Source organism: Streptomyces sp. SGAir0957, from assembly GCF_043523415.1.
Genome location: NZ_CP027293.1, coordinates 1935189 through 1949814 on the forward strand (window position 1 = coordinate 1935189; position 14626 = coordinate 1949814).

Consider the following 14626-nt stretch of genomic DNA (forward strand, 5'->3'; position numbering starts at 1 on the left):
GGGGGTCAGGGGGTGGCGGTCCGCTTCTTGCGGGCCGCCATCCACGCGTAGACGAGGACGCCGGCGAACAGGAACAGCACGCCCTGGTAGACGGCCGCGTATCCGGCGCCGCCGACCAGCCACATGGAGAAGCCGAACGCGGCGACCGCGAGGACCATGTCCCGGGCCAGGCGCGAACGGTTGACGCGGTCGCCCTGACCGGACAGCAGGAAGTAGATCTGCGCGGCGGTGGCGAGCAGGTACGGCACGGTCGCGGTGAACGTCGTGACGAGCACGAGTGTCTCGAAGACGCCCGTCGAACCCGCCGTGTAGTTGTAGACCGTGAGCAGCGAGGCGAGGACGACGGCCACGACGACGCCGACCGTCGGCACCCCGCGCCGCTTCTTCGCGAACGCCTGCGGGAACAGGCCGTCGCGGGCCGCGGCGTACGGGGTCTGGGCGCTGAGCAGTGTCCAGCCGTTGAGCGCGCCGACCATGGAGACGAGTGCGGCGACGGCGACGGCGGTGCCGCCCCAGGTGCCGCCGAACATCGCGTTGACGGCGTCGGAGAACGGGGCGGTGGAGTCGACCAGCCGGTCGTGCGCGACGGTGCCGAACACCGAGACCGTGCCGAGGAGGTAGAGCAGCGCGGCGAGCCCGGTGCCGAGGACGGTGGCGCGGCCGACGTTGCGCTGCGGGTCGCGGACCTCGCCCGCGCTGACGGACGCGGACTCGACGCCGAGGTAGCTGAAGAGCAGGATCGCGGCGGACGCGGAGACGGCGCCGAGCGCGGAGTCGTCCGTCGCGCGGAACGGGCCGAGGTTGTCGGCGTGGAAGAAGAACAGGCCGCCGACGGCGACGAGCAGTAGCGGCGCGAACTTCAGCACGGTGGAGATCAGCTGCACCGCGCCGACGTACCGGGTGCCCGCGAGGTTGGCGAGCGCGGGCAGCCACTGGCAGCTCAGGGCCGCGACGATCGTCCAGAACGTGGAGCCGTGGATCGGGAGCAGCACGTCGAGGTAGCCGACGGCGGCGACGGCGAGCGCCGCGTTGGAGACCCAGGTGGTGATCCAGTACGACCAGGCGGCCAGGAACCCGGCGAAGTCACCGAAGGCCTCACGGGCGTAGACGTACGGGCCACCTGTTTGCGGATGCCGATGCGCCAGGCGGCCGAAGACGAGGGCGAGCGCGATGGCGCCGACCGTCAGGACGCCGAAGGCGACGAGGCTGACCGTGCCGTACGGGGCGACGGAGGCGGGGAGCAGGAAGATGCCCCCGCCGATGATGTTGCCCATGACCAGGGCGGTGGCGATGGGGAGACCGAACCTGCGGGCGTGCCTGCTGTCCTGGTCGTCGTCCCTGGCCGGAGCCGTCTGCGGTGCGGGCCCGGTGTCGTGCATGGGGTGGTGCGCCTCTCGGAAGTGCTGACGCCACCGCGGGATCGCCGGGCGGCACTCCATGGTCGGTCGCGGGGGCGGCGCGCTCCAAATCAGGCGGATTCATCCCGCGGCTCGGGGGGTGCCGCGACAAAAGATGCGACTTCGGGGGCTTGCGAAAGCGAATTCTCCACCGGCACCTGCGGCCCGTGCTCCTCGCGCAGCCAGCGCCGCAGCACCTTGTGGACCTGTTCGGCGCCGACGAGTTCGCCGCCGCCCGGCACCGGGTCGGACAGCTCCGCCGGGGAGAGCAGGAAGGGGCGGCTCTGGGCGCCGCCGAGCCCGCCGTGCGAGCCGATCTGCTCCTCGAAGGCGAGCACCTCCCCGTCCACCGGGTCGTACATGGAGTTGACCATGATGTCGGCGGTGTGCGGGAAGGAGTCGGTGCGGCGCACGGCGGCCGCGGCGCCGGGCCCGAAGTCGGCGAGCGGGCCCCGCCCGTCGGCCAGCTCGGCGAGGGTCACCTGGGCGCCGCGCGCGCCGAGGACGACGGCGCCGTGCTCCTCGCTGCGGACCAGGAGGAAGCCGATGCCGGGGTGGTTGGCGAGGGTCGGCAGGAGCGCCGGGTGGCGGGCGTCGATCTCCTCCTTGCTCATCCGGTGGGGCACGTCGGGGAAGGAGACGAGGCCAAGGTTGCCGGAGGCGAGGACGATCGGCTCGTGCTGCTTGCCCCTGGGCGCGGACTCCCCGTCCTTCTCCTCGACGGGGCGGCGCAGCGCGGCCCGGACGGCGGAGCGGGCCTCGGCGCCGCTGTGGGTGCGCCGGGCCTTGCGCGGCACGGGAAGGCCGCAGCCCGCGCGCACGAGGTCCTGGAGGGTCAGCCCGTAGCGGGCCTGGAACGTCTCGCCGGGGCTCTGCCCGTGGTCGGACAGGAGGACGATGCGGTACGGGCGCGGCGCGTGCTCGACGACCTTCACGATCAGCGCGAGGGAGCGGTCGAGCCGTTCGAGGACCTTGCGGGCGTCGCGGCTGAAGGGTCCCGAGTGGTGGGCGACCTCGTCGTAGGCGACGAGGTCGGCGTAGACGGCGGTGCGCCCGGCGAGGACGTCGCCGATGACGGCGGCGACGACGACGTCCCGTTCGACGACGGTCGCGAAGGCGCGGATGAACGGGTAGAGCCCGCCGCGCCCGACGCGGGGGCGCTCGCGGCGGATCCGGGCGCGCACGGACTGGCCGATCTCGCGGCCGACCTCGGCGCAGAAGGAGAGGGCGGTGCGCACGGCGTTGGCGGGGTCGCAGAAGTAGGCGAAGTAGCCGGCCCGCGAGCGGTTCTCCTTGCCGCGCCGTGCGGCCACGGACAGGACGAGGGCGACCTCTTCGGCGCTGCCGCTGAAGAGGTTGCCGCGGCTGGCGCCGTCGACGGTGAGGAGTCCGCCGTCCCCGGTGCGCTCTATGGCGCGGCGCTGGAGTTCGGCGGCGCTGGTGGGCCGGTTGGAGACCTGGATCTCGCCGGTGTCCTTCTCGTACCAGCGGAAGGCGGGGACGTCGTGGTTGGAGCCGTGCAGGATGCCGAGCTGGCTGGCGCCGGTCTGGCTGGACCAGTCGGTGCGCCAGGGGGTGAGGCGGTGCTGTCCGTCGCGCAGCCAGGCGGCGACGGTGGGCATCACGTCGTCGCGGGCGGCGCGGACGAGCAGTTCGTGGCCGACGCCGTCGAGCTGGAGGAAGACGGTGCCGGGCGCGGGCGGTCCCGATGCGGCCGCCTCGTCCTCGACGGCCGCGCGGCGTCTTCGGTCGGCGAGCCGGTACAGGCGCCGCCGGTAGGCGTCGTCGTCCCGGACGGCCAGGGCGCCGCCGGTCGCGGAGGCCACGGCGGACATCACCGCGGCGACCAGGACGGCGGTCTCCGGGCCGACCTCGCCCCGGTTGTCCGGGATGAGGTGCAGGGCGAACAGGAGCAGGGCCCCGTTCAGGAAGAACACGGCGAGGGCGAGGACGAGCGCCGGGACGAGGAGCAGGGCGCGGACGAGGAGCGGCCAGACCAGTGCGGAGAGGAGGCCGAAGGCGCCCGCGCCGAGGGCGGCCGTGGTGGCGATGTGGCTGGCGCTGTCGCCGGTGTCCGACTGGAGCTGGAAGTCCGGCAGGATCCCCGCCATGATCAGCATGGTCAGGGTGGACGCCGCCCAGACCGTGAGCGAGCGCCATGCGGTGCTCGCCGCGCGCCTCCATCGGCCTGCGGCCACGTCCCTGGCTCCCCTCGCCCCTGTGCTGCTGTGCGCTGACTGTCGTAGGCCAGGGTTTCATACGATTTGGACGGCTCCGCGAACGGCTCCGTCAGGCGCTTTCCTTGATCACGGGCAGCGCCCGTCAGCAGCCGTCGTACCCCGCCGTCGGCATCGAAAGCCTGCGGTGCACCCGCGCCTTCATCTCCGTGTCGTACGAGGGCTCCGCGAACCCCGCCGTCTCCAGGCGGACGCCGCGCCGCGCGCACTCCGCGGAGAACGCGTCGACCGAGCGGAGCGCGGCCCGCAGGACGCGGTCGCTGGGGGCGACGAAGACGTCGATCTGTCCCGCGTCCACGTCCGACCAGAGGATGTCGTGGTCGGGGCGGACCCCGTGCACGAGCAGCTCGCGGGTGACGACGTAGCCGCGCTCGGCGGCCCAGCGGGCGCACATGGCGTGCTGGCTGCGCGAGTCCACGAGGAACGGGTCGGCGTCCAGCTCCTCCAGCGGGATCAGGCTGGCGATCGCCGCGACCCGCACCGCGCCGCCGGCCTCGTCGGGTGCGCCCATGGTGTCCCCCTCACCTCAGCTTTCGGCTCGACCCTACTCCTGCACGTACGCTCAAGGCAGTCGCACGTAAGGAGGCAACGGGTGCCGGTGGAGATCACCTGGTGGGGGCACGCCACCTGCACGGTGGAGGACTCGGGCACGAGAGTGCTCACCGATCCGCTGTTCGCCCGGCGCCTGGCGCATCTGCGGCGCCGCCGCGGGGCCCCGCCGCCGCCGAGCGCCGCGCGCGCCGATGTGGTGCTCGTCTCCCATCTGCACGCCGACCATCTGCATCTGCCCTCGCTCGGCAGGCTCGCGCCCGGCACCCGGGTGCTGGTGCCGCGCGGCGCGGCGCGTTCCGTGCCGGGGCTGCGGCGGCTGCGGTCGCTGGAGATCACCGAGGTCGAGCCGGGCGCCGTCGTCGAGGCGGGCGGGGTCTCGATACGGGTGGTGCACGCCGCGCACGACGGGCGGCGCCTTCCGGTGGGGCCGCAGCGCTCCCCCGCGCTCGGCTACGTGATCAGCGGCGAGGCCCGTACGTACTTCGCGGGCGACACCGGGCTCTTCGACGACATGGCCGACGTCGTCGGGGACGTCGACGTCGCGCTGCTCCCGGTCGGCGGGTGGGGGCCGCACCTCGGGCCGCACCACCTCGACGCGGCGCGCGCCGCCGAGGCGCTGGCCCGCATCGCGCCGCGCAGCGCGGTGCCGGTGCACTACGGGACGTACTGGCCGATCGGGATGGACGCGGTGCGCCCGCACGAGTTCCACACGCCGGGCGAGGAGTTCGTGCGGCAGGCGGCGCTGCGGGCGCCCGAGGTGTCGGTGCATCGGCTGGCGCACGGCGAGAGCGTCCGCCCGGAGGTGGCCAGATGACGTTCGCCGCCGTCGCCGGGGTGGTGCCGACCGAGACGACCCAGCAGGTCGCCGGCTATCCGACGCTGTTCCTGCTCGTCGTCCTCGGCGCGCTGGTGCCGGTCATTCCGACGGGCGCCCTCGTCAGCTCGGCGGCGGTCGTGGCGTTCCACCAGACCGCGCCGTTCTCGCTGCTTCTCCTGTTCGGGGTGGCCTCGCTCGCCGCGTTCCTCGGGGACATCGCCCTGTACTGGCTGGGGCGGCGCGGCATGCACTCCAAGAACGGTTCGCGCTGGCTGGAGGCGATCCGCTCACGGGCCCCGCAGGAGCGGCTCGAACAGGCGCAGGACAAGCTCGCGGACCACGGCGTGATGGTCCTCGTGCTCTCCCGTCTGGTGCCCGCCGGGCGCATCCCGGTGATGCTGGCGTGCCTGATGGCGAAGATGCCGCTGCGCCGGTTCGCCCGGGGCGACATACCGGCGTGCCTGGCCTGGGCGGTGACGTACCAGATCATCGGAATCCTGGGCGGTTCCCTGTTCAAGGAGCCGTGGCAGGGCGTCGTGGCGGCGATCGTCCTGACGGTGGCCATCAGCGCGACACCGGCACTGTGGCGCAAAGTAAGACGCCTGGCAGGCAGCCAGCACGCCTGATGCCGAACCCCGCGGGGCGCGGGGAACGGCGCGCCCGGCCACGACGGCGGGGCAGCCGTATCCGGTGCAGAGGTCCGGCGTCAGCCGGGCAGGACGCGCGACGCCCCGATCGGGAGATCCCAGAGGGCGTCGCGCGGCAGCCCCGCCCGGTCCCAAGCAGCCCGCAGCCGCGAAATCGGCTCCATGACCGGCTCGGCGGACAGCAGGAAGGTGCCCCAGTGCATGGGCGCCATCCGCCGCGCCCCCACGTCCCGCGCGGCCCGCACCGCCTCCTCCGGGTCGCAGTGCACGTCCCGCAGCCACCAGCGCGGGGCGTACGCGCCGATCGGCAGGAGCGCCAGGTCGATGCCGGGGTGGCGGCGGCCGATCTCGGCGAACCAGCGGCCGTACCCGGTGTCGCCCGCGAAGTAGACGCGCTGCCCGTCCGCGTCGGTGAGGACCCAGCCGCCCCACAGGGTGCGGCAGGTGTCCGTGAGGGAGCGCTTGGACCAGTGGTGCGCGGGCACGAAGTCGAAGCGGACGCCGTGGAGTTCGGCCGCCTCCCACCAGTCGAGTTCGGTGACGCGGGTGAAGCGGCGCCGGGCGAACCAGCGGCCGAGCCCCGCCGGGACGAACACCGGGGTGGTGCGCGGCAGGCGCCTGAGCGTGGGCCAGTCCAGATGGTCGTAGTGGTTGTGGCTGATGACGACGGCGTCGACGGGCGGCAGCGCGCTCCAGGCGACGCCGACCGGGGTGATCCGGGCCGGGGTGCCGAGGATCCTGCGGGACCACACGGGGTCGGTGAGCACGGTGAGGCCGCCGATCCGGACGACCCAGCTGGCGTGCCCGGCCCAGGTGACGGCGACGGTACGGGCGTCGACCGGGGGCAGCGGGCCCGGCGCGAACGGCAGGTGCGGGATGTCGGCGAGCCCGTCCTTGCGGGGCCGCAGCGCGCCTTCACGGGCGAACCGGGCGAAGGCCCGCAGGCCCGGCAGCGGTGCGGTCAGGCGGTCGGCGAACGAGCGGGGCCAGCGGCGCGGCGGCGCCTCGACGGCGCTTCCCCCGCCGAGCGGCCGCGGCTCGACGAGGGGCCGGGCGGCCCCGCCGGCATCGCTCCGCCGCTCCGTCGCCGGTTCGGACGCCTGGGTCATCGCTCGCTCTCCCGTCCCTCGCCGTACAGCTCGTCGAGCACCGCCGTGACCTTGTTCACCTGCATCTCCACGTGCGGCAGTCGCAGGGGCTCCCGTGCGGTGAGGGACGCCGTGCGCTCGTCCGGGGTTGTTCCGAGGAGCGGCCCGGTGGACAGGCGTACGCGCAGCGCGGCCGGGTCGTCGCCGAAGCGGTGGCCGCCCGGCGCCGCCATGCCGAGGCGCTCGGTGAGGAAGTCCTCCAGGTCCTGGCTGTCGGCGACGCCCCGCTCCGCGAGCGCGGGCCGCAGCGGGTCCAGGTCGACGTAGAGGTGGCGCCCCGCGCGCGGCGGCAGCGCCAGGCCGCCCCCGGCGAGCACGGCGCGGTGCGCGGCGGTGGCGAGAGCGCCGTGCAGCGCGACGGCGAGGGCGCGGTGGGCGGTGACGTCCTCCGGTTCGCCCAGCACGTACGTGGCCGCCGCCGCGACCGGGGCCGCGAGCACGGCGCCGGTCGCCGTGAGGAAGTCCAGGACGCGGTCGGCGAGGCGCTCGCCGTGCGCGGTCGGCGCGAACCGGGCGCAGGCGGCGGGCAGGGCGGGCGGCAGATGGCCCCCGGCGAGGTCGGTGACGACGGTGACCAGGTCGGGGTACATCTCGGCGGGGCTGAACAGGACGGTGTCCGTGCCCGGGGGCCCCGGGTGCACGGTGTCGCGCCAGGTCTCGTCGCCGACCACGTGCAGCCCTTCGCTCGCCGCGGCCTCCACCGCCTCGTGCAGCACCTCGGGCGGCGGCACGGTCCCGGTCGGGTCGTCGGCGACGGACAGGACGAGCAGCCGTGGATCGCCGCCCTCGGCCCGGACCCGGCGGACGGTCTCCAGGAGGGCGTACGAGTCGGGGACGCCGCCGCACTCGACGGGCGTCGGCACCGGGAACACCTGCCGGCCGAGAAGCCGGGCCTGCGGCGCCCACCACGCCGGACAGGGCCGCGGGACGAGGACGTCGCCGCCGGCGGCCGCGGTCAGGGCGAGCAGCAGCGGCGCGCCGCCCGGCGCCGCGACGACCCGCCCGTGCCCGGCGCCGAGCCCACGGCGCTCCCAGTAGCCGCGGGCCGCGTCGAGCAGCGCGGGCGCCCCGCCGGGCGGTTCGGGGTGCGGGCGGCCCGCCGCGCCCGCGACGACGCCCGCCACCTCGGGGAGGACGGGCAGCCCCGGCTCGGGCATGACGGGATTGAACCGCACCGGTCCACGCCCCGCGGGGCCGGCGCCGCGCGCTCTGTCCTTCGGGGCGGTCCGGGCCGTGGGGTCCGATGGCCGCATGCTGCCTCCGTGCCGTGTGTCGCCACCGCGCCCGTCGCGAGGGCGCTGCCCCCAGCGTCACATCCAGATGGGTGTCCGCGCGCGGCGTACCTCTCCCCCGCGCGTACCCGAAGGGGCGGTCGCGCGGTCATGGGGCGGGTGCGGGCGTTGCGCCGCACGGGTGACACAGGCCGGGGCGAAGGCCGGTCTCAGTGCGTCAGCGCGGCGAACTCCCGCTCCAGGCCGCGCCCCCGGCGTTCGACCACGGCCGCGGCCACCTCGGCCAGTTTGCGGTTGGTGGCCTGCGAGATGCGGCGCAGGACGGCGAACGCCTCGTCCGCGTCGCAGACCAGTACGTGCATGACGATGCCGCACGCCTGGTCGACGACGGGGCGGCTGCGCAGGGCGGCGCCCAGCTGGTCGAGTTCGGTCAGGGCCGCCTGGTAGGAGCGGTCGCGGGCCAGGCTGGTCGCGGCCAGGTCACCGAGGGCGCGGACCGGGCCGCGCGGGGCGTCCCGCAGCGTGCCGGGGCGGAAGCTGTAGAGGCTGAGGGTGACGGTGAGACCGCCGCTGCGGAACGGGATGGTCACGCTGGAGCGCACCCCGGTGTCGAGCGCCAGGGCCCGGTAGCGCGGCCACCGCTCGTCGACCAGGAGATCCGCGGCGTCGACGGGCCTGCCCTCCGCCTCGGCGGCCGGGATCGGCCCCTCGCCGGACGACAGCTGCACGGTCACGAGGGCGGTGAGGTCGGGGTGGGTCGCGGCGGACGGCCGCTCCCCGCCGCCGTCGGACGCCGTGGCCACCGCGCCGCAGCAGTCGGACATGCAGGTCGCCGCGCCCTCGGCGAGTTCGGCGAGCCTGCGGACGGACAGCCGGGACGACTGGGGATCCGGCAAGGGCTGTCGCATGAGCACACGCCTCCTCCCACTACCTACCGCGCTTTCCCCGGGCCTGTCCCGGAAAACAGACGTGCGGGATAGGTTCACGGCATGTCGCGGATGGAGGACTTCGGTGACTTCGGTGAGGAACTCTCGGACTTCGTACGCCGCGTCGCGGAGCTGAAGGCGGCCCGCGCCCGCCCCGCGGAAGAACTGCCCGCCGTGCTCGACGCCGCCCTCTTCGAACTCGACCACGCCGTACGCCGCCTGGGGGCCCGGCAGCGGGACCCGGCGGCCGGGGGCGGCACGAGCCGCGCGGCGGCCGCCGACCGGCAGGAGCAGCAGTTGCTGCGCGCCGTCTTCCAGCGGCTGCCGCAGGCGGTGGCCCTCGTCGACCGGGAGTCGGTGGTGCGCCGCCTGAACTTCGCCGCGACGACGCTCACCGGGGTCCGCGCCGGTTACGCGACGGGCCGCCCGCTGACCGGGTTCCTGGCCCACGCCGACCGGGCGGCGTTCCGCTCGCAGATCGCGGCGGTGGCCAGGGGCGAGGGCGACCGGGGTCTGACCGTGCACCTCCAGCAGAGCCCGCAGGCGGCGATCCGGACCACGCTGACGGGCCTGCGGCCGGGCAGTGAGCGGCACACCACCGTGCTCGTCCTGCTCCAGCCCGAGGGCGACGACCCGCCGGTGCCGCCCGCTCCCCCGGGCGCGGGTGCCGTCCCCGACCTCGCGGAGGCGACGCGTCACACGGCGCTGCTCGACCTCGTGGACCTGATGGCCCGGGAGCTGATCGGCGCGCCCGCCGACGACCCGGACGAGGCTTTGCGCCGCGCCGCCCGGACGCTCTACGGGCGGTTCGCGGACTGGGTGATAGCGGACCGGGGCGCCGCCCACGTCGTCCGTACGGCCGTGCTCGGCGCCGACGCGGACGCGCTCCGCGACATCGCCGCCCAGGACCCGGCCGCGAGCCCCCTCGTCGTCGAGGCGGCGCGCGGCGGCTCACCGGCGCTGCTGGTGCGCCCGGAGGACCCGGGGGCGCTCGGCGAGGACGCGTCCGGCGCGCCGGTCCTGGTCCGCGCGGACGTCACGTCGCTGCTGTGCGTGCCGCTGATCCCCGCGCCCGGCGAACCGGTCCAGGGTGTGCTGACCCTGTGCCGGTCGGCGGGGCGGCCCGCGTTCTCCATGGCGGAGGCGCGGGCCGTGGACGTGATGTCCCGTCACATCGCGCTGACGCTGCGCCGATGACCGGTGCGCGGGCAGCTCACGCCGCGTCGGCGAGCACCTCGTCCCGCAGCCGGTCGCAGCAGCGCGAGATGAGGCGCGACACGTGCATCTGCGAGATGCCGAGCTGTTCGGCGATGCGGCTCTGCGTCATGTCGCCGAAGAACCGCATGTAGAGGATCTGCCGCTCCCGCTCCGGCAGCGCGGCGATCCGCGGCTTGACGGCCTCGCGGTCGATGACCGTGTCGAGGGCCGGGTCGGCGCCGCCGAGCGCGTCGGAGAGGGAGTAGCCGTCGTCGCTGCCGGGCAGCTCCGCGTCGAGGGAGAGGGCGGTGAAGCTCTCCAGGGCCTCCAGGCCCGTCGCCACCTCGTCCTCGGTCAGGTCGGCGAGCTCGGCGATCTCCGGGACGGTCGGGGCGCGGCCCGCGAGTTTCCCGGCCAGCTCCTGCTGCGCGAACCGGACCCGGTTGCGCAGGTCCTGCACGCGGCGCGGCACGTGCAGGGTCCACATGTGGTCACGGAAGTGGCGCTTGATCTCGCCGGTGACGGTGGGCACGGCGTAGCTCTCGAAGGCGTTGCCGCGCGCGGGGTCGTAGCGGTCGACGGCCTTGACGAGACCCATCGCGGCGACCTGGCGCAGGTCGTCGTAGGACTCGCCGCGGTTGCGGAAGCGGCCCGCGAGCCGCTCCGCCATGGGCAGCCAGGCCTCGACGACGCCGTGCCTGAGCTGGTCCCGGTCGGGTCCGTCGGGCATGTCGGACAGTTTCGCGAACGCTTCGGCCGTGTCGGGCGCGTCGTCATGCGGATGGCGTCGGCCGGACTTCACCGGGTTCACGGGTGCGCTGGTGGGCGTACGCATGGATCGCAACTCCCCTGGAAGTGCTTTGGGGTTCGGTGGTCACCGAGGGAGAGAGTCGCGAACGTCACTGCACGGCCACGGACACACCCGGGGTCGATACCGAGCGGTATCTCTCCCACGGACGTGCCTCCAGTCCGAAGCACTCACCTACGCCTGCCCTCCAATCGAGGGAGCAAACGCATAACCCTCCGACCGAGGGGTACTGCGCCGGGTGCCGTGTGCCCGGCGCAGTCGTCCCGGGCCCGTCCGAGGGCAGGAAGGCCCACAGCCATGGCCGATCTGGTGCGGGAAGTCATGAGGCCGGGAGCGGCTGCGGTACGCCCGGAGGCCTCGCTCGTCGAGGCGGCCCAGCTGATGCGGGCGCAGGACATCGGCGACGTCCTGGTCGCGGAGGGCGGCCGCATCCTGGGGGTGCTCACGGACCGGGACATCACGGTGCGCGCGGTGGCCGAGGGCGCGGACCCGCTGACGGTCAGCGCCCACGCGGTGTGCACCCCGGCGACGGTCGTCGTGGGCCCGGAGACGGTGGTGAGCGCCGCGGCGGCGCTCATGCGCCGGCACGCGGTGCGGCGCCTGGCCGTGGTGGAGGGGGGCCGCGCGGTGGGGATCGTCCGCATGACCGATCTGCTGCCGCCGTTCCCGCCGCGCGGTGCGGGGCCCGGCCGCCGCACGGAACCGGGGGCCGGCCCGGGCCCGGCGGGGTGACGCCGGGCCGACGGGCCCGGCGCGGGGTCTGGGCGGGATCCGGGCCCGTGGGCTTGGTCCGGCCCGGCGGGGTAGTGCCGGGCCGGATGGCCGCCGGAATCCGTCACGGTCTGGGCTCAGGGGACGGCACGTACCCGAAGCCGGCGACCGGCCCCCGGCGACGGTGCGACAGTAGGCCCGCCGCCCCCGCGCCCACGATCCGCGGAGCGCGCTCGCTGTCCGGATTGCGCGGCGTACGTCAGGGCGGGGGTTCGCGGAGGGTCCGGGAGGGGGTCGTGCCGTATTTGGCGCGGTACTGCTCGGCGAACCGGCCGAGGTGGCCGAAGCCCCAGCGGAACGCGATCTCGCTGACGGTGGTGGTGCGCGGGTCGGCGGCGCGGAGCTCCTCGTGCACCCGCTCCAGGCGGACGGTGCGCAGATAGGCCATCGGCGGCACGCCCACGTAGCGGGCGAAGGTCTCCTGGAGGCGGCGGACGCCGACCCGTGCCTCGGCGGCGAGTTCGGCGGTGGTGAAGGGGTGTTCGGGGCGCTCGCGCATGGCGTCCATGGCGCGTTTCACGGGGCTCGGGCGCAGATGCGGGGCGGGCCGGTCGAGCTGCTCGCGGTAGGGGTGGTCGGCGGCGAGGAGGAGGCCGTTGAGGACGGCGTCCCGCAACGGCTCGGCGACCAGCGGGTGTTCGAGCAGCCCGGCCGTCCCGTGCAGGTCGTCGAGGAGTACGCGCACGAGCCGCGCCCAGGTCCTGCCGGGGCCGCGGGTCAGGTCGAGTTCGGGGCCGAGCGGGACGGGGCCGCGCGGCACCCGCCCCGTCAGCTCCTCGATCCGGCGCTCCAGGAGCTCCCGCTCCACCTTCAGGGCGATGATCCGTCCGCTGCCGGCCCAGCGGTCGACGACGGTCGACCCGACGGGCTGGAACAGGGCGGCCCGCCCTTGCGTCGTGATGCGTTCGGGCCCGCCGGCCTGGTGCCAGGACATCGGGTCGCCGACGGGGATGTTGACGTGGTACGTGCCCAGCTCCCCGCAGCTGACCCGGACGTCGGCGCCGCAGGCGAGGTCGCCGACGGTGATGCCGCCGAGTTCGAGCACCTCGAAGGCGGCCCCGAACCGTTCCGGCGCCGCGAGGACGTCCAGCTGATTGGTGTAGAAGGCCCCTTTGATCGCCTCCATGGCCTGATCGACGTCGCCCGTACGGAAGGACGTCCTCACCACCGCGTCTCCTCATGCCTCGGCACCGCTCGTCGTACGCGCCCGACTACGCAGCGTACGGTGAGGGTGGCGAGGGAGCACAGACGGCCTCGGCTACCGCGCCCGGTCCACCCGGCGCTCGTCCCAGACCGGCTCCTGGGTCTCGCGGACCTTGCCGTCCGTGCCGAAGACCAGGTAGCGGTCGAAGGCGCGGGAGAACCAGCGGTCGTGGGTGACGGCGAGGACCGTGCCGTCGAAGGACTCCAGGCCCTCCTGGAGCGCTTCGGCGGATTCGAGGTCGAGGTTGTCGGTGGGCTCGTCGAGCAGCAGGGCGGTGGCGCCCTCCAGTTCGAGGAGCAGGATCTGGAAGCGGGCCTGCTGGCCGCCCGAGAGGCGCTCGAACTTCTGCTCGGCCTGCGCGGTCAGCTCGTAGCGGCGCAGCAGGGACGACGCGGCGCCGCGGTCCTTGGCGTGGTCGCGCCACAGGATGTCGAGCAGGGTGCGGCCCTGCAGCTCGGGGTGGGCGTGGGTCTGGGCGAAGTGGCCGGGGACGACGCGGGCGCCGAGCTTCCAGTTCCCGGTGTGCGCCACGGACTCGTCCCCGGCGAGCAGGCGCAGGAAGTGCGACTTGCCCGAGCCGTTCGAGCCGAGGACCGCGACCCGCTCCCCGTAGAAGACCTCCAGGTCGAAGGGTTTCATAAGGCCGGTGAGTTCGAGGTTCGCGCAGGTGACGGCCCGGATGCCGGTCCTGCCGCCCTTGAGCCGCATCGTGATGTCCTGCTCGCGCGGCGGCTCCGGCGGCGGCCCGGCCTCCTCGAACTTGCGCAGCCTGGTCTGCGCGGCGGCGTACCGGGACGCCATCTCGTGGCTGACGGAGGCGGCCTGGCGCAGGTTGACCACGAGCTTCTTCAGCTGGGCGTGCTTTTCGTCCCAGCGGCGGCGCAGCTCCTCGAAGCGGGCGAAGCGCTCGCGCCGGGCCTCGTGGTAGGTGGCGAAGCCGCCGCCGTGCACCCAGGCGTCTGCGCCGCCGGGGCCCGGCTCGACGCTGACGATCTTCTCGGCGGAGCGGGCGAGCAGCTCGCGGTCGTGGGAGACGAAGAGGACGGTCTTGCGGGTCTCGCGGAGCTTCTCCTCCAGCCAGCGCTTGCCGGGCACGTCGAGGTAGTTGTCCGGCTCGTCGAGGAGGAGGACCTCGTCGTGGCCGCGCAGGAGCGCTTCGAGGACGAGCCGCTTCTGCTCACCGCCGGAGAGGGTGCGCACCTCGCGGAACTGCGCCTTGTCGTAGGGGACGCCGAGCGCGGCCATGGTGCACATGTCCCACAGCGTCTCCGCCTCGTAGCCCTGTGCCTCGGCCCAGTCGGAGAGCGCCTGCGCGTACGCCATCTGCGCGGCCTCGTCGTCGACGGTCATGATCGCGTGCTCGGCCTTGTCGACGGCCTTCGCGGCCTCCTGGATGCGCGGCGACGCCACCGAGACGAGGAGATCGCGGACGGTCGTCTCGTCGCGCACGGAGCCGACGAACTGGCGCATCACACCGAGCCCGCCGCCGACCGTGACGGAGCCGCCGTGCGGCTGGAGCTCACCGGAGATCAGCCGCAGGAGGGTCGTCTTGCCCGCCCCGTTCGGTCCGACCAGGGCGACGACCGCGCCCTCGCCGACGCGGAACGAGACGTCACCGAGCAGCGCCCGCCCGTCCGGCAAGTAGTACTCGAGGTGCGCGGCTTCCAGATGTCCCATGGTTGCGCATTGT

The 14626-nt window shown here is 74.5% G+C and carries 13 protein-coding genes; 4 read left to right on the forward strand and 9 right to left on the reverse strand.

Going from position 1 to position 14626, the window contains the following annotated elements:
- Window positions 1–5 precede the first annotated feature (5 nt).
- From C1N81_RS13695 to C1N81_RS13705, 3 genes are all read right to left on the reverse strand, one after another.
- Window positions 6–1379, reverse strand: coding sequence for an amino acid permease (locus C1N81_RS13695; RefSeq protein WP_394429081.1), 1374 nt, complete (start codon window positions 1377–1379; stop codon window positions 6–8).
- A gap of 89 nt (window positions 1380–1468) precedes the next feature.
- Entirely contained in the window at window positions 1469–3595 is a 2127-nt protein-coding gene (locus C1N81_RS13700; protein ID WP_394429082.1) for an alkaline phosphatase family protein, read from the reverse strand.
- Between the two features lie 124 nt (window positions 3596–3719).
- A complete protein-coding gene (locus tag C1N81_RS13705) occupies window positions 3720–4145 on the reverse strand; it encodes a hypothetical protein (protein WP_394429083.1) in 426 nt (141 codons plus the stop codon).
- Window positions 4146–4226: 81 nt separating this feature from the next.
- Between C1N81_RS13705 and C1N81_RS13710 the strand changes: the two genes are divergently transcribed.
- Together C1N81_RS13710 and C1N81_RS13715 are read left to right on the forward strand one after the other, a co-directional pair.
- The gene (locus tag C1N81_RS13710; RefSeq protein ID WP_394429084.1) at window positions 4227–5000 is read left to right on the forward strand and encodes an MBL fold metallo-hydrolase; all 774 of its coding nucleotides are present in this window, start codon (window positions 4227–4229) and stop codon (window positions 4998–5000) included.
- Window positions 4997–5629, forward strand: coding sequence for a DedA family protein (locus C1N81_RS13715; RefSeq protein ID WP_394429085.1), 633 nt, complete (start codon window positions 4997–4999; stop codon window positions 5627–5629). Before C1N81_RS13710 ends, C1N81_RS13715 begins: the two co-directional genes overlap by 4 nt.
- An 80-nt stretch (window positions 5630–5709) precedes the next feature.
- Here C1N81_RS13715 and C1N81_RS13720 read toward each other — a convergent pair whose 3' ends face one another.
- The 3 genes from C1N81_RS13720 to C1N81_RS13730 all read right to left on the reverse strand — a co-directional run bounded on the left by C1N81_RS13720 (window position 5710) and on the right by C1N81_RS13730 (window position 8938).
- Window positions 5710–6759 (reverse strand): MBL fold metallo-hydrolase, encoded by a 1050-nt coding sequence (locus C1N81_RS13720; protein ID WP_394429086.1) that lies wholly within the window; start codon window positions 6757–6759, stop codon window positions 5710–5712.
- A complete protein-coding gene (locus C1N81_RS13725; RefSeq protein WP_394429087.1) occupies window positions 6756–7955 on the reverse strand; it encodes an aminotransferase class I/II-fold pyridoxal phosphate-dependent enzyme in 1200 nt (399 codons plus the stop codon). The genes C1N81_RS13720 and C1N81_RS13725 overlap by 4 nt, the downstream gene beginning before the upstream one ends.
- A 284-nt stretch (window positions 7956–8239) precedes the next feature.
- Entirely contained in the window at window positions 8240–8938 is a 699-nt protein-coding gene (locus tag C1N81_RS13730; protein WP_394429088.1) for an ANTAR domain-containing response regulator, read from the reverse strand.
- An 81-nt stretch (window positions 8939–9019) separates the two neighbouring features.
- Here C1N81_RS13730 and C1N81_RS13735 point away from each other — a divergent pair, with 81 nt between their 5' ends.
- Window positions 9020–10153 carry a PAS domain-containing protein gene (locus C1N81_RS13735; RefSeq protein WP_394429089.1) on the forward strand — a complete coding sequence of 378 codons (1134 nt, stop codon included), beginning with the start codon at window positions 9020–9022 and terminating at the stop codon, window positions 10151–10153.
- A 16-nt stretch (window positions 10154–10169) separates the two neighbouring features.
- Here the strand turns inward: C1N81_RS13735 and C1N81_RS13740 are convergent, their stop codons facing one another.
- A complete protein-coding gene (locus tag C1N81_RS13740) occupies window positions 10170–10988 on the reverse strand; it encodes an RNA polymerase sigma factor SigF (RefSeq protein ID WP_394429090.1) in 819 nt (272 codons plus the stop codon).
- Between the two features lie 270 nt (window positions 10989–11258).
- Between C1N81_RS13740 and C1N81_RS13745 the strand changes: the two genes are divergently transcribed.
- On the forward strand, window positions 11259–11693 hold the full coding sequence (locus C1N81_RS13745; RefSeq protein WP_394429091.1) for a CBS domain-containing protein: 435 nt from the start codon (window positions 11259–11261) through the stop codon (window positions 11691–11693).
- A gap of 238 nt (window positions 11694–11931) precedes the next feature.
- Here the strand turns inward: C1N81_RS13745 and C1N81_RS13750 are convergent, their stop codons facing one another.
- Window positions 11932–12900: an AraC family transcriptional regulator gene (locus C1N81_RS13750; RefSeq protein WP_394429092.1), complete on the reverse strand. Its 969-nt coding sequence runs from the start codon at window positions 12898–12900 to the stop codon at window positions 11932–11934.
- Window positions 12901–12990: 90 nt separating this feature from the next.
- Complete coding sequence (locus tag C1N81_RS13755; RefSeq protein WP_394429093.1) at window positions 12991–14613, reverse strand: ABC-F family ATP-binding cassette domain-containing protein; 1623 nt, start codon at window positions 14611–14613, stop codon at window positions 12991–12993.
- Window positions 14614–14626: the final 13 nt, after the last annotated feature.